This is a genomic window from Pseudomonas haemolytica (assembly GCF_009659625.1).
GTDB lineage: Bacteria > Pseudomonadota > Gammaproteobacteria > Pseudomonadales > Pseudomonadaceae > Aquipseudomonas > Aquipseudomonas haemolytica.
This window is the reverse complement of the sequence record NZ_VOIW01000001.1, coordinates 281,240-295,803: the sequence shown is the minus strand read 5'-3', so window position 1 is coordinate 295,803 and position 14,564 is coordinate 281,240. Positions and strand designations below refer to the sequence as shown.

General features: G+C 61.4%; 13 protein-coding genes. All 13 read right to left on the bottom strand.

Going from position 1 to position 14,564, the window contains the following annotated elements; genetic code table 11:
• Positions 1-11 precede the first annotated feature (11 nt).
• Genes FRT59_RS01450 through mraZ form a run of 13 tightly spaced genes read right to left on the bottom strand, consistent with a single transcriptional unit; the run spans position 12 to position 14,264 of the window.
• The gene (locus FRT59_RS01450) at positions 12-881 is read right to left on the bottom strand and encodes a cell division protein FtsQ/DivIB (protein ID WP_034118176.1); all 870 of its coding nucleotides are present in this window, start codon (positions 879-881) and stop codon (positions 12-14) included.
• 4 nt (positions 882-885) lie between these two features.
• A complete protein-coding gene (locus FRT59_RS01445) occupies positions 886-1,842 on the bottom strand; it encodes a D-alanine--D-alanine ligase (protein WP_153870211.1) in 957 nt (318 codons plus the stop codon).
• On the bottom strand, positions 1,839-3,299 hold the full coding sequence (murC, locus tag FRT59_RS01440) for a UDP-N-acetylmuramate--L-alanine ligase (RefSeq protein ID WP_153870210.1): 1,461 nt from the start codon (positions 3,297-3,299) through the stop codon (positions 1,839-1,841). Before murC ends, FRT59_RS01445 begins: the two co-directional genes overlap by 4 nt.
• Entirely contained in the window at positions 3,292-4,362 is a 1,071-nt protein-coding gene (gene murG, locus FRT59_RS01435; protein WP_034118173.1) for an undecaprenyldiphospho-muramoylpentapeptide beta-N-acetylglucosaminyltransferase, read from the bottom strand. Before murG ends, murC begins: the two co-directional genes overlap by 8 nt.
• Positions 4,352-5,575 (bottom strand): putative lipid II flippase FtsW, encoded by a 1,224-nt coding sequence (ftsW, locus tag FRT59_RS01430; RefSeq protein ID WP_034118172.1) that lies wholly within the window; start codon positions 5,573-5,575, stop codon positions 4,352-4,354. Before ftsW ends, murG begins: the two co-directional genes overlap by 11 nt.
• The gene (murD, locus tag FRT59_RS01425; protein ID WP_034118171.1) at positions 5,572-6,918 is read right to left on the bottom strand and encodes a UDP-N-acetylmuramoyl-L-alanine--D-glutamate ligase; all 1,347 of its coding nucleotides are present in this window, start codon (positions 6,916-6,918) and stop codon (positions 5,572-5,574) included. The genes ftsW and murD overlap by 4 nt, the downstream gene beginning before the upstream one ends.
• A gap of 6 nt (positions 6,919-6,924) precedes the next feature.
• Complete coding sequence (gene mraY / locus FRT59_RS01420; RefSeq protein ID WP_034118170.1) at positions 6,925-8,007, bottom strand: phospho-N-acetylmuramoyl-pentapeptide-transferase; 1,083 nt, start codon at positions 8,005-8,007, stop codon at positions 6,925-6,927.
• A complete protein-coding gene (locus tag FRT59_RS01415) occupies positions 8,007-9,377 on the bottom strand; it encodes a UDP-N-acetylmuramoyl-tripeptide--D-alanyl-D-alanine ligase (RefSeq protein ID WP_153870209.1) in 1,371 nt (456 codons plus the stop codon). The genes mraY and FRT59_RS01415 overlap by 1 nt, the downstream gene beginning before the upstream one ends.
• A complete protein-coding gene (locus FRT59_RS01410) occupies positions 9,370-10,833 on the bottom strand; it encodes a UDP-N-acetylmuramoyl-L-alanyl-D-glutamate--2,6-diaminopimelate ligase (RefSeq protein ID WP_153870208.1) in 1,464 nt (487 codons plus the stop codon). Before FRT59_RS01410 ends, FRT59_RS01415 begins: the two co-directional genes overlap by 8 nt.
• Positions 10,833-12,575: a peptidoglycan D,D-transpeptidase FtsI family protein gene (locus FRT59_RS01405; protein ID WP_167524251.1), complete on the bottom strand. Its 1,743-nt coding sequence runs from the start codon at positions 12,573-12,575 to the stop codon at positions 10,833-10,835. Before FRT59_RS01405 ends, FRT59_RS01410 begins: the two co-directional genes overlap by 1 nt.
• A complete protein-coding gene (gene ftsL, locus FRT59_RS01400; protein ID WP_003188663.1) occupies positions 12,575-12,868 on the bottom strand; it encodes a cell division protein FtsL in 294 nt (97 codons plus the stop codon). The genes FRT59_RS01405 and ftsL overlap by 1 nt, the downstream gene beginning before the upstream one ends.
• Entirely contained in the window at positions 12,865-13,812 is a 948-nt protein-coding gene (gene rsmH / locus FRT59_RS01395) for a 16S rRNA (cytosine(1402)-N(4))-methyltransferase RsmH (protein WP_004371992.1), read from the bottom strand. The genes ftsL and rsmH overlap by 4 nt, the downstream gene beginning before the upstream one ends.
• The gene (mraZ, locus tag FRT59_RS01390) at positions 13,809-14,264 is read right to left on the bottom strand and encodes a division/cell wall cluster transcriptional repressor MraZ (protein ID WP_003171868.1); all 456 of its coding nucleotides are present in this window, start codon (positions 14,262-14,264) and stop codon (positions 13,809-13,811) included. The genes rsmH and mraZ overlap by 4 nt, the downstream gene beginning before the upstream one ends.
• Positions 14,265-14,564 lie beyond the last annotated feature (300 nt).

The following is a 14,564-nucleotide window of genomic DNA, read 5'->3' as shown; positions in this document are numbered from 1 at the left end:
CCTGCCTCTTCTTAATTCTTCGCGACAGCGGGTTGTGCTGCCGTGGGCGCAGCCGGTGCACGCCAGCCGACGGCCAGGCCGTTGGCGTAACGCAGGTCGACGCTCGCAATGTTCGTAATCTGTTCTTTCAAGGTTTTTTCATAGATGGCAATAAAGCGGCGCATCTTTTCCACCAAGCGGTCGCGTCCCAGCAACAACTCGATGCCCGGGCCGGAACTGCCTGCCCCGGTCGTCAAAAACCAGCTGCCCCGCTCACGCAATTCCAGGCGTGCAATGGAGAAGCCCAGCGGCCGCAGCATCTGGCTCAAGGCCTGGTACTGCTGCATCACTTGCTGCTGCGCCCGCTGCGGCCCGAACAGCTGCGGCAGGTGCTCATAGTTCGCCAGTTCACGCGGGGTGAACGCCTGGCCCTGGTTATTCAACAGCGCGCCATCGCCCCAACGGGCCACGGGCAGTTGTTCTTCCAGGCGGATCGTCACCTGGTCCGGCCAAACACGGCGGACTTCGGCGTGAGCGATCCAGGGCATCTGTTCCAGCTCCGCGCGCATGCCGGCCAGATCGATGGTAAAGAAGCTCGCCGCCAGGTACGGGCCGATGCGCTGCTGTACCGCTTGCTGGCTGATGTAGCTCAAGTCGCCCTGCACACTGATCTTGGTGATCGGCCGGTCGGCATACGGCAACAGGCGCTGCGCACCTTCGTAGGTACCGAAGCCCAGCACCACCAGCAACACCGGCCAGAACAGCGCCTTGATAAAACCAAAGTTGGCTTTCGGCAGGCGCGCCGACATCGGCTCTTTAGCCACCATTCGGCTGGCACCCCGTGGCACCGGCTTGCGGCTCGGGGCTTGTGGGGGCTGATGACGAAGCGATGCGCCGTTCATGTGTTTAGCCTCTTGGCTCAATGCTGTCGGCCAGGATCGCCAGCACCAACTGCTGGAAGTCCAGACCGGCGGCACGGGCGGCCATGGGAACCAGGCTGTGGTCGGTCATACCCGGTGCAGTGTTGACTTCAAGGAACCAGAAATTCCCTTGCTCATCCTGCATCACGTCTGCCCGTGCCCAACCGGCGATACCCAGCGCCTCACAGGCTTTCGCCGTGAGGTCCATCAATTCGTGTTCCTTGGTTGCATCGAGGCCGCACGGGATCCGGTACTGGGTATCGGAAGCCACGTACTTGGCGTCGTAGTCATAAAAGGTGTGGGGTGTGCCCAATGCGATAGGCGGCAATACCTGGCCACGCAGGGTGGCGATGGTGTACTCGGGACCGGAGATCCACTGTTCCACCAACACTTGCGAATCGTAGGTACTTGCCGCTTTCCATGCGTCGATCAATTCGGCGGCCGAGTTCACTTTAGCCATGCCGATACTGGAGCCTTCATGGGCTGGTTTGACGATCAAAGGCAGGCCCAGTTCCTTGGCCGCAGAAATACAATCGTCTTCGCTGCACAGCACGGCGTGACGTGGCGTCGGAATCCCCAAACTGTGCCACACCTGCTTGGTGCGCAACTTGTCCATGGCCAGCGCCGACGCGAGGATGCCGCTACCGGTATAAGGAATGCCGACGCACTCCAGCAGGCCCTGCATGCTGCCGTCTTCACCGCCACGGCCATGCAGGATGATGAAGGCGCGGTCGATCTTTTCGGCTTGCAGGCGAGCGAGGAAGTCATCGCCCACGTCGATTCCGAATGCGTTCACGCCGGCGCTTTGCAGAGCCTCAAGCACGGCATTGCCGGAATTGAGCGACACTTCGCGCTCAGCGCTCTTGCCGCCGAACAGCACTGCCACGCGGCCGAAGTCGGCAGGCGTGAGGGTGGAGAACAGGGCGTCGTAGTCAGTGGTCATTTCGACTTCCCCTTTGCGGCCGCAAATACTTCTTTTACGAACAATGGGCTCGCCAGCAGTTTAGGGGCAAGGCCGCCGATATCACCGGCGCCTTGGCACAGCAAAATGTCACCCGCGCGCAGCAGCGGCTTGACGATAGGCGCCAGGTCCACGCCACGTTCGATGTAGATCGGGTCCAACTGGCCACGCTGGCGGATGCTGTTGCACAGCTTGCGGCTGTCAGCGCCAGGGATCGGCTCTTCGCCGGCCGGGTAGACTTCCATCAACAGCAGCACGTTGGCATCGGCCAATACATTGACGAAATCGTCGTACAGGTCGCGGGTACGGCTGTAGCGGTGCGGCTGGTAGACCATCACCAGGCGGCGCTCCGGCCAGCCACCGCGCACGGCCTTGATCACCGCTGCAACTTCAGTCGGGTGGTGACCGTAGTCGTCCACCAGCATCACGTCACCGCCTTCAACCGGCAGTTGGCCGTAGACCTGGAAGCGTCGGCCCACACCGGCAAAGCGCGACAGACCTTCGACGATGGCTTCATCGCTGACGCCTTCATCGGTGGCGATGCAGATGGTCGCCAGGGAATTGAGCACGTTGTGGTTGCCCGGCATGTTGACCGACACGTCCAGCGGCTCGCGGTCGGGGCGCAGCACGGTGAAGTAGGTTTGCATGCCTTCCTGGCGCACATTGATCGCACGCACATCGGCATCTTCGCTGAAGCCGTAGGTCACGGTCGGGCGCTTGACCTGAGGCAGGATCTCACGCACTACCGGGTCGTCCAAGCACACCACCGCCAGGCCGTAGAACGGCAGGTTATGCAGGAAGTCGACGAAGGTTTTCTTCAACTTGTTGAAGTCACCGTCGTAGGTCGCCATGTGGTCTTCGTCGATGTTGGTGACGACGGCGACCAGCGGTTGCAGGTGCAGGAAGCTCGCATCGCTTTCATCGGCTTCGGCGATCAGGTAGCGGCTGGTGCCGAGCTGGGCATTGGTACCGGCTGCATTCAGGCGGCCACCGATGACGAAGGTCGGGTCCAGGCCACCGGCGGCGAACACCGAGGCGATCAGGCTGGTGGTGGTGGTCTTGCCATGGGTACCGGCAACGGCGATGCCGTGGCGGTAGCGCATCAGTTCGGCGAGCATCTCGGCACGCGGCACCACCGGGATACGGCGCTCAAGGGCGGTGGCCACTTCCGGGTTGGAGGTGTTCACGGCACTGGATACCACCAGCACGTCAGCCTCGGCGGCGTTCTCGGCACGGTGGCCGATAAAGATCTGCGCGCCAAAGGACTTCAGGCGATCGGTAACCGGCGACTCTTTCAAGTCCGAGCCGGACACCTGGTAGCCCAGGTTCAGCAGCACTTCGGCGATGCCACACATGCCCACGCCGCCGATACCAACGAAGTGAATACGACGGATGCGGCGCATCTCGGGTTGCGGCATGGCTTTCTGATTCTCAACCATGGGCCACCTCCAGGCAGATATCGACTACGGTGCGGGTTGCATCAGGTTTGGCCAGGCGGCTTGCGGTGCTCGCCATGCTGTTGAGTCGTTCCGGTTGCATCAAAACCTCGGTCAGGCGTGCGGCCAAATCGGCGGCGCCAGTCGTTCTTTGCGGCAGCAGGAAGGCAGCGCCCTCCCCGGCCAAATATTCGGCGTTGCGGGTCTGGTGATCGTCGATGGCGTGGGGCAAAGGCACCAGCAAGGACGGCAGACCGGCAGCGGCCAGTTCACTGACGGTCAGCGCACCAGCGCGGCAAACCACCAGGTCGGCCCAGCCATAGGCTTGGGCCATGTCTTTGATGAAGGGCTGTACGTTCGCCTCTACACCGGCCTCGCGATAACGTGCGGCGGTGACTTCATCGTGGTTCTTGCCGGCCTGATGGAAGATCTCCGGGCGCAATTCCACAGGGAGCTGCGCTACCGCTTCGGGCAGCAATTTGTTCAGCGGTTCGGCGCCCAGGCTTCCGCCGAGGATCAGCAGGTGCGCCTTGCGCCCGGCCAATGCATCACGCGCAATCGCCATGAACAGCTCGGTACGCACCGGATTGCCGGTGGTGCGCAGCTTGTCCGAGGCGGCGAACGTTTTCGGGAAAGCTTCACACACCCGCGAGGCCAACGGCACCAGCAGGCGGTTGGCGGTACCAGCGACGGCATTCTGCTCGTGCACGATCACCGGCACACCGGCGAGCTTGGCCGCGACACCGCCAGGGCCAGTCACGTAACCGCCAAAACCGAGCACACATACCGGTTTCAATTCACGAATAACGTTGCGTGCTTGCCACACCGCCTTGAGCAACACGAACGGCGCCTTGAGCAGGGACAACTTGCCCTTGCCGCGCAGGCCGGTGACGTTGATCAGATGCAGCGGCAGGCCGGCGTTCGGTACCAATTCGTTTTCGATACCACGCGGTGTACCCAACCAGTGCACGGTGTAGCCACGGTTCTGGAATTCACGCGCGCAGGCCAGGGCCGGGAACACATGGCCCCCGGTGCCGCCCGCCATGATCAGCACGTTAGCGCCCATGGGTCGGCTCCTCGGCAAAGTCGCTTTCGCTGAACTCCATCTCTTCGCTGCCCAGATGGGTTCGACTCTCCCACTCGATGCGCAGCAACAAGCCGAGACAGGCGCAGCAGATCACCAACGAGCTGCCGCCATAGCTAAGGAACGGCAGGGTCAGGCCTTTGGTCGGCAGCAGGCCGACGTTCACACCGATGTTGATCAGGAACTGGCCAATCCACAGGAATGCCAACCCATAAGCAACGTAGGCGGCGAAGAACTGCTTGGCTTTCTCGGCCCACAGGCCGATGTACATGGCGCGTACGCAGACGAATACAAACAGCCCGACCGTGCACAGCGAACCCACTACACCCAGCTCTTCGGCAAGTACCGAGAACACGAAGTCGGTGTGGGCTTCCGGCAGGTAGAACTGCTTCTGCACACTGTTGCCCAAGCCCACGCCCAGCCACTCGCCGCGACCGAAGGCGATCAGCGCCTGGGTCAACTGGTAGCCGGAACCGAACTGGTCGGACCAGGGGTCGGTAAAGGTGATCAGGCGCGCCATCCGGTAGGGTTGCGCCTGCACCAGAATCGTCACTGCAGCCACCGCCAGCACCACCATCAAGGTGAAGCGGAACAGGCCGACGCCGCCGAGGAACAGCATCGCCGCCGCCGCGCCCATCATGACTACGGTGGCGCCGAAGTCGGGCTCCATCAGCAACAGGCCGGCCATCGGCAGCAGCACAATGAACGGCTTGAAGAAGCCCATCCAGCTTTCGCGTACTTCTTTCTGGCGCCGCACCAGGTAGCCGGCGAGGTAGATCACCACGAACACCTTGGCGATTTCCGAGGGCTGCACGTTGAACGCGCCGAAGCCGATCCAGCGCATCGAACCGTTCACCTCGCGGCCGATGCCTGGCAGGATCACCATCACCAACAGGCCGAACGCACCGATCAGCATCAGCCAACCCAGGCGCTGCCAGGTGGCGATGGGGATCATCATGGTGACGATGCACGCGCCAAGGCCGATCACCAGGTACACCAGGTGACGGATCATCATGTACAGGGTATTGCCCGACTGCACGGCGGCCACTTCGGATGATGCCGAGGTGATCATCACCAGGCCCAAGCCCAGCAGCGCCAGGCAACCGGCGAGCATTGGGAAGTCGAGGTCGATACCGCGCCCAGTGATGATCGGCGACGGGTATGGCTTGATGATATTTCTGAAGTCGATACTCATGCCAAGGCCTCCACGGCGCGGGCGAACAGCTGGCCGCGCTCTTCGTAGTTCTTGAACATGTCGAAACTGGCGCACGCCGGCGACAACAGCACCGCATCGCCCGGCTGGGCCAGGGCTTTGCACTGGGCGATGGCGTCGTCCAGGGACGTGGCGCGTACTTGTTGCACGCCTTCGCCCAAGGCAGCAGCGATCAAGTCAGAATCGCGCCCCATCAGCACCACGGCACGGCAATGTGCAGCGACCGGACCTTTAAGGTCCTTGAAGTCGGCACCTTTGCCGTCACCGCCAGCGATCAGTACCAGCTTGCCTTCGATATCGGCGCCAAGGCCCTCGATGGCAGCCAGGGCCGCACCGACGTTGGTGGCCTTGGAGTCGTTGTAATAGCTGACGCCATCCAGGTCACGTACCCACTGGCAGCGATGCTCAAGACCGCCGAAGGTGCGCAGCGCCGACAGCATGGCGTCGAACGGCAGGCCCACGGCATGGCCGAGCGCCAAGGCCGCCAGGGCGTTGGACTGGTTATGTGCGCCACGGATTTTCAGCTCGCGCACCGGCATCAGGTTCTGGAATTCGAAGGCCAGGTATTTCTCGCCGTTCTCTTCGCGAATGCCGAAGGCTTTGAAATCAGGCTTGCTCAGGCCGAAGGTCCAGCATGGCAGGCCCTCGCCCATCAGCGGACGGCTCAATGCATCCTGGCGATTGACCACCACTTGCCTGGCACCACGGAAGATCCGGTGCTTGGCCAGATGGTAAGCCGGCAGGCCGCTATAGCGGTCCATATGGTCTTCGCTGACGTTCAATACGGTGGCGACTTCAGCACCGAGGTCGTGAGTCGTTTCCAGCTGGAAGCTCGACAGTTCCATCACGTACAGCTCAACGTCGTCGCTCAGCAGGTCGAGCGCCGGCGTGCCGAGGTTGCCGCCCACGGCCACACGCTTGCCGGCCGCAGCCGCCATCTCGCCGACCAGGGTGGTCACGGTGCTTTTCGCATTCGAGCCGCTGATGGCGATAATCGGTGCCTTCGCGTTACGTGCAAACAGGTCGATATCGCCGGACAGCTTCACGCCCCGCGCCGCTGCGGCTTGCAGGGCCGGTGTCGCGATTGCCAGGCCCGGGCTCACGTAGAGCTCATCGGCACGGCACAGAAACTCGACATCCAGCTCGCCACAACGCACTTCCACGTGCGGGTAGTCACGGCGCAGCGTGACCAGCTCCGGTGGATTTTCCCGCGTGTCAGCCACGGCAAACGACGTGCCCCGGTTCGCCAGGAAGCGAACCAGGGACATGCCGCTCTTGCCGAGGCCGACAATGATGCGGAAGTGGTCTGAAGCGATCAGGGACACTCGTTTCTACCTCAGTTTCAGGGTGGCAAGGCCGACCAGCACCAGAATCACGGTGATGATCCAGAAACGGACAATCACGCGTGGCTCGGGCCAGCCCTTGAGTTCAAAGTGGTGGTGGATCGGCGCCATGCGGAACACGCGACGCCCGGTCAACTTGAAGGAAGCCACCTGGATGACCACCGACAGGGTTTCCATCACGAACACGCCGCCCATGATGAACAACACGATTTCCTGGCGGACGATCACCGCAATGGTGCCCAAGGCTGCGCCCAGCGCCAGTGCGCCGACGTCGCCCATGAAGACTTGTGCCGGGTAGGTGTTGAACCACAGAAACCCCAGGCCGGCGCCGATCAGCGCGCCGCAGAATACGATCAGCTCACCGGCGCCCGGTACATAAGGGATCAGCAGGTATTCAGCGAATTTAACGTTACCCGACAGGTAGCAGAAGATGCCGAGCGCGCCGCCGACCATCACCGTCGGCATGATCGCCAGGCCGTCGAGGCCATCGGTGAGGTTCACCGCGTTGCTGGAGCCGACGATCACGAAGTAGGTCAGCACCACGAAACCGATGCCTAGGGGAATGCTGGCGTCCTTGAGCATCGGGATGATCAGGGTGGTCTCGACCGCACTCGGCGCAGTTGTGTAGAGGAAGATCGCCGCGGCCAGGCCGAACACCGACTGCCAGAAATACTTCCAGCGGCTTGGCAGCCCCTTGGAGTTTTTCTCGATCACTTTGCGGTAGTCATCCACCCAGCCGATGGCGCCGAACAACAGGGTCACCAGCAACACTACCCACACATAGCGGTTGTGCAGGTCAGCCCACAGCAAGGTGCTGATGCCAATGGACGACAGGATCAACGCACCGCCCATGGTCGGGGTGCCGGACTTGGACAGGTGCGACTGCGGGCCGTCATTACGAACCGATTGACCAATTTGCAGGCTCTGCAGGGTGCGGATCATCCACGGCCCCAGGAACAGCGACAAACACAGCGCGGTCAGCACACCGAGGATCCCGCGCAGGGTCAGGTACTGAAAGACCGCGAAGCCTTTGTGGAACTGTTGCAGATACTCAGCCAGCAGCAGCAGCATTAATGTTTCTCCGTACTTGAGCCACACAAGGCTGCGACGACGTTTTCCATCACCGCGCTGCGCGATCCCTTGATCAAAATGGTTGTGTGTTTGTCGTGTTCAGTCGCGGCCAACGCCTGGATCAGCTCGGCCTGGCTGGCGAAATGCAGTGCGCCGGCACCGAAGGCGTTAACCGCGTGAGCCATGTTCGGGCCAACGGCGTAGAGCGCGTCGACCTTGCCTCTGGCGTAGGCGCCGACTTCGCGATGGGACTGTTCGGCCCAGTCGCCCAGTTCGGCGATATCACCCAGCACCAGCACCTTGCGACCGTCGAAGCCCTTGAGCAGATCGATGGCGGCGCAGACCGAGGACTGGTTGGCGTTGTAAGTGTCATCAATCACGCGCATGCCGTTGCTGGCCAATTGCGCCACGGTGCGGCCCTTGACCGGCTGCACCGCGCCCAGGCCGGTAGCGATACCGAACAGCGACACACCCAGGGCATGAGCGGCAGCGGCGGCGGCCAAGGCGTTGGCGACGTTATGGTTGCCCAACAGGTTCAACTGCACGTGTTCGTCACCTTGCGGGGTATGCAAGGTAAAGGACGGGCAGCCCCGGGCGTCGACGCGGATGTTGGAGGCGTGGAAATCGGCGGCTGCATTCAGCACCGCAAACGTCAGCACCTTGCGACCGGCGGCGCGTACACGCCAGGTCTCGAAAGCCTTGTCGTCCAGGTTCAGTATGGCGGTACCCGAGGCGTCAAGCCCCTCGAGGATTTCGCCCTTGGCTTCGACGATTTTTTCCGGCCCGCCGAACTCACCGACATGGGCGGTACCGGCGTTGTTGATAATTGCAACGTGGGGCTTGGTCAGCGCTACGGTGTAGGCGATTTCGCCGATGCGCGAAGCCCCCAGCTCGATCACCGCCGCCGTGTGTTCCGGGGCCAGTTCGAGCAGGGTCAGCGGTGCGCCGAAATCATTGTTCAGGTTGCCACGGGTAGCAAGTACCGGCCCGCGCGTGCGCAGGACACCGGCGAGCAGTTCCTTGACCGTGGTCTTGCCGCTGGAGCCGGTAATGGCCGCCACCGGCTTATCAAAAGCGGCACGGTTGAGTGCACCCAACTGGCCCAGGGCCAAGCGAGTATCGACAACCAGTAATTGCGGCAAGGTCGAATCGGCCACTTCACGCTGCACCAAGGCGCCAACGGCACCTTTGGCGGCGACGTCATTGAGGTAGTCGTGACCATCGAAACGCGGACCCGTCAGGGCGATAAACAATTGCCCCGGCTTGATGTTGCGGCTGTCGATACTGACGCCGTTGAACGTGCAATCGCTTGACAGCACACGGGCCGACAGGGCCTGGGCCAGCTCGCTGAACTTCATCGCTTTAAGCATGGGTGACCTCCCAGGCGGTCAAGGCATGATCGGCCTCGACCAAGTCGGAGAAGGCATGGCGCTCACCCTTGATTTCCTGATAGTCCTCGTGGCCTTTACCCGCCAGGACCACCACATCGTCAGCGCTGGCGCTAGCGATCAATTGGGCAATGGCAGTACCACGGCCGGCAACGAAGGTGACCTTGCCCGCATCTTTGAAGCCGACACGGATGTCGTCGAAAATCTGCTTCGGATCTTCGCTGCGTGGGTTGTCGTCGGTGACCAGCACGCCATCGGCCAAGCGCTCGACAATCTCGGCCATCAACGGACGCTTGCCACGATCACGATCACCGCCACAGCCGAACAGGCAGAGCAATTTGCCCTTGGCATGCGGGCGCAGGGCTTCGAGGACTTTTTCCAACGCGTCCGGGGTGTGGGCGTAATCGACCACCACCAGCGGCTGCGTGCCGCCACCCAGGCGCTGCATGCGCCCAGCCGGGCCTTCGAGCTTGGGCAGCACACGCAGGATTTCATCCAGGGCGTAATCCAGGCCCAGCAACGCGCCGATGGCGGCGAGCACGTTGCTGAGGTTGAAGCGACCGAGCAAGGTGCTGCGCAAGTGGTGCTCGCCCTGGGGCGTGACCAACGTGGCGCGCACGCCTTCGTCATTGAATTGAGCTTCGCGGCAATACAGGTAAGCGCTGGGATCTTTCAGGCTATAGCTGATCAGGCGAGATTCGCTGTCTTCGGCGGCCAGTTGGCGGCCGAATGCGTCGTCCAGGTTGACTACCCGGCACCTCAGGTCATTCCAGGCAAACAGCTTGGCCTTGGCGGCGGCATACGCCTCCATGGTGCCGTGGTAATCGAGGTGGTCGCGGGACAGGTTGGTCATCACCGCAACGTCAAAGGCCAGCGCGGTGACTCGCCCCTGGTCCAGGCCGTGGGAGGAGACTTCCATGGCAACCGCCTTGGCCCCGGCTTTTTTCAGGTCGGCCAAGGTCGCTTGCACGGCAATAGGATTCGGCGTGGTGTGCAGGCCGCTTTGCAGAGCGCCATAGAAGCCAGTGCCCAGGGTGCCGACGATGCCGCAGTGCTGGCCCAACAGGTCAAGGGCCTGGGCGACCAATTGGGTCACGCTGGTCTTGCCATTGGTGCCAGTCACACCTACCAGGTTGAGCTGGCGGCTTGGGTCACCGTAGAAACGCCCGGCAATGTCGGAGAGCTGCGCAGCCAGGCCCTTGACCGGGATCAACGGCACGTCGGTGATCGGCAGCACAGTCGCGCCTTCCACTTCATAGGCCACAGCGGCAGCACCGCGTTGCAGGGCGTCGGCGATGTGCGCACGGCCATCGAACTTGCCGCCGGGCACTGCCAGGAACAGGTCACCGGCACGCACATTACGGCTGTCCAGGCTCAACTCGCGAATCAACAGATCGCGGCCGGCGTGGGCAAAAATCTTGTTCAGGCTAAGAGACATCAGCCACGCCCTCCATTGGCTTTTACAGCAGCGGCCGGTGGCCCGGCGTTCGCTTGTTGGGTCGGCGGCAGGTTGTCCGGCGTGATGTTCATCAGACGCAGGGTGCCGGACATCACTTTGCTGAACACCGGCGCCGATACCAGGCCACCGAAGTAACCGGCTTTGCTCGGCTCATCGATCACAACAACGATTGCGTAGCGCGGGTCGCTCATCGGGCCGAAGCCTGCGAACAACGAACGGTAGGAGTTTTCGGCATAACCCTTGGTGCCTACCGACGTCTTACGCGCAGTACCGGACTTGCCTGCTACGTGATAGGCCGGCACCTGGGCGCGGAACACGCCACGGGGCGCCTCGATCACTTGTTGCAGCATGCCCTGGATGGTCTTGGCGACCTTTTCCGGGATGACCTGGGTAGCTTTCGGCGCTTCGTCGACGTGGATCAGGCTCAGCGGGACCATGCGGCCATTATTGGCCAACACAGAGAACGCGTGGGCCAGTTGGATGGCAGTCACCGACAGGCCGTAGCCGTAGGAAAGCGTAGCGGTCTCGGCCTTTTTCCATTCGCGGTAGTTCGGCAGGTTACCGACCCGCTCACCCGGGAAATCGAGGCCAGTGGGTTGCCCCAGGCCAATTTTTTGCGCCAGGTGATAGATGGTCTCGCCGCCGATATCGAAGGCCACTTTACTCATGCCGACGTTACTGGAGTTGATCAGGATGCCTGTCAGATCCAGCACTGGGCCTTCGCTGCGGGACACGTCACGAATGGTGTATCTGCCGAGCTGAAGAGTGCCTGGGTACACCTCGACCTTGTCGCTGGGCTTCCAGCGCCCGGTTTCCAGGGCGGCGCTCATGGAAATGGCTTTCATGGTCGAACCGGGCTCGAACACGTCGATCATCGCGCGGTTACGCATCATTGCCGGCTGCAGGTTGCGACGGTTGTTCGGGTTGTAGGTCGGCTGGTTGACCATGGCGAGGATCTCACCGGTCTTCACGTCCATGATCACCAGGCTGCCGGCTTTCGCGCCGTTCTCGATAATCGCGTTGCGCAGTTCGCGGTTAGCCAGGTATTGCAGGCGCAGGTCAATCGACAACGCCAAGGGCTTGCCGGCCTTGGCGTTTTTGGTGACCTGGACATCCTTGATCAATCTGCCGCGCCGATCCTTGATGACCTGTCGCTTGCCGGGAACCCCGGCCAGCCATTCGTCATAGGCCAGCTCTACACCTTCGCGGCCATGGTCATCAATATCGGTAAAACCGACCATATGTGCGGTGGTTTCGCCGGCCGGGTAGAAACGACGAAACTCCTCGATGCCGTAGACACCGGGGACTTTAAGGTCGAGCACTTGTTGACCTTGTTCGGGGGTCAGCCCACGAACCAGGTAGATGAATTCTTTATTGGCCTGGGCTTCCAGGCGCTCGGTCAGGGCTTTGCGATCCTGGCCGAGAGCGGCGGCAAGTTCAGGCCACCTGTCCTTGGCGACCTGCAATTCCTTGGCGTTAGCCCACAGGGTGGTCACCGGAGTACTGACCGCCAGAGGCTCGCCATTACGATCGGTGATCAGGCCGCGGTGCGCAGGAATCGGGATATGCCTCAGGCTGCGGGCATCACCCTGGCCGATCAGGAAGTCACGATCGACCACCTGCAGGTCGAAGATGCGCCAGACGATCGCGCCCACCATCAATGCCAGCAGGCCGAGCATCAGGCGGAAGCGCCATGGGTAGAGTGCGCCTTCGAGCTTCATCATGGCGCCACCATGCGGACTTCGGCCGCGCCAGGGATGTGCATTTTCAGCTGTTCGGTAGCCAGTACTTCGATACGGCTGTGGGCTGTCCAGGTACTTTGCTCGAGGATCAGCCGGCCCCACTCCGCCTGCGCTTTATCACGCACGCTCAATTCCCCATACAGGGTATTGAGCAACTGGCGGTTCCAGTGGGCGCTGTAGGACACCGCAATCGCGGACACCAGCACGCCGACAAACAGCAGCAACATAAAGAAGCTACCGCCCGGGAGGGGCTTGGCGAAAAGCTTGCTCACCGCAGCTTCTCCGCGACGCGCATGACGGCGCTACGGGAACGTGGGTTGGCCTTGAGCTCGGCTTCGGAAGCGAACTGCGCTTTGCCATGGATTTTGATTTTCGGCACAAAGGCTTCGAAACGTACCGGCAAGTTGCGCGGCAGGTTGTCGGACTCGCCCTTGACCAGACGACGCATGAACAGCTTGACGATGCGGTCTTCGAGGGAGTGGAAGCTGATCACCACCAGGCGACCGCCCACTTCCAAAGCGTCCAGAGCGGCTTCGAGGCCGGCTTCCAGATCGCCCAATTCGTTGTTGACGTGAATGCGCAGGCCCTGGAACGCACGGGTGGCCGGGTTCTTGCCCTTTTCCCACGCCGGGTTGGCGACTTTCAGCACTTCGGCCAGGTCAGCTGTACGCTCGAATGGCTGGATTTCACGGCGCTCGACTACGGCACGCGCCATGCGACCGGCGAAGCGCTCTTCGCCATATTCCTTGAAAACGCGGGCGATTTCTTCCACCGGAGCAGTAGCGATGAACTGCGCGGCACTGACGCCACGGGTAGGGTCCATGCGCATGTCGAGCGGCCCGTCGTTCATGAAACTGAAGCCACGCTCAGGGTCGTCGAGCTGTGGCGAAGACACGCCCAGGTCGAGCAAAACCCCGGCAACCTTGCCCGCCATGCCACGCTCGGCGACTTCGGCGCCCAGCTCGGCAAAGCTGCGTTGCACAACGACAAAGCGGCCGTCTTCGGCCGCTAGCGCTTGCCCGGTGGCAATCGCTTGAGGGTCTTTGTCAAACCCGAGGAGCTTACCGTCGGAGCCGAGCTGGCTGAGTATCAACCGGCTGTGCCCACCCCTGCCGAAGGTGCCATCCAAATAGCAGCCATCCGCGCGTACGGCGAGAGCCTCGACGGCTTCGTCAAGCAGTACGGTGATGTGGTTAAAGCCGCTATCAATAGTCACAGGATCAAATCACGCAGTTCATCAGGCATGGCGCCCGGTTGTTGAATAGCAGCCAGGTCTGCTGCAGACACAGCATCCCAGGCATCTTCGTCCCATAATTGGAACTTGTTCAGTTGGCCCACCAGCATTGCGCGCTTGTCGAGCTTGGCGTACTCGCGCAGACGCGGCGGCACCAGGAAACGACCGCTGCCATCAAGCTCAAGGTCGACGGCATTACCAATCAGCAAACGCTGCAGGCGACGGTTTTCTTCACGCAATGAAGGCAGCGCGCGCAACTTGGTTTCGATCAACTCCCACTCATCGAGGGGGTAAACACACAAACAAGGGTCAACAGCGTCAATCGTGATGATTAACTGCCCTGAACTTCGCGAAATGAGCTCGTCACGATACCGGCTCGGCATGGCGAGACGGCCTTTTGCATCGAGACTGATAGCGTTAGCTCCGCGAAACACAGATGCGTTTCTCCAAATTTTAGCGTTTTACGTTCAAAAAACCCACTTTGTGCCACTTTCCGCCACTTGCGCACACTATAGGAATGCGCCTACCACACCGTCAAGGCGCGTATTCAAGGAAAAGCCTTACAGAACGGAGATTTAGGAGGGTAAAAGGAGGAGAAACGAGAGTTTGGAGATGTTTTTGACTCAAGAACGGCAGATAGCTCATAGAGCTACGGCCTAAAGTTAAAGTAATTTATTAAGAGTAAGATTTTTTTGGTATTACGAAGATGCATCTGCCAATGATTTGGCAGGGAG

What these genes read in the sequence shown, in the direction of transcription:
- murG (WP_034118173.1), bottom strand. Translation starts at nt 4,362, where the DNA reads ATGGGCGCTAACGTGCTGATCATGGCGGGCGGCACCGGGGGCCATGTG.
- mraY (WP_034118170.1), bottom strand. Translation starts at nt 8,007, where the DNA reads ATGCTGCTGCTGCTGGCTGAGTATCTGCAACAGTTCCACAAAGGCTTC.
- FRT59_RS01450 (WP_034118176.1), bottom strand. Translation starts at nt 881, where the DNA reads ATGAACGGCGCATCGCTTCGTCATCAGCCCCCACAAGCCCCGAGCCGC.
- FRT59_RS01405 (WP_167524251.1), bottom strand. Translation starts at nt 12,575, where the DNA reads ATGAAGCTCGAAGGCGCACTCTACCCATGGCGCTTCCGCCTGATGCTC.
- FRT59_RS01445 (WP_153870211.1), bottom strand. Translation starts at nt 1,842, where the DNA reads ATGACCACTGACTACGACGCCCTGTTCTCCACCCTCACGCCTGCCGAC.
- FRT59_RS01410 (WP_153870208.1), bottom strand. Translation starts at nt 10,833, where the DNA reads ATGTCTCTTAGCCTGAACAAGATTTTTGCCCACGCCGGCCGCGATCTG.
- murC (WP_153870210.1), bottom strand. Translation starts at nt 3,299, where the DNA reads ATGGTTGAGAATCAGAAAGCCATGCCGCAACCCGAGATGCGCCGCATC.
- ftsW (WP_034118172.1), bottom strand. Translation starts at nt 5,575, where the DNA reads ATGAGTATCGACTTCAGAAATATCATCAAGCCATACCCGTCGCCGATC.
- FRT59_RS01415 (WP_153870209.1), bottom strand. Translation starts at nt 9,377, where the DNA reads ATGCTTAAAGCGATGAAGTTCAGCGAGCTGGCCCAGGCCCTGTCGGCC.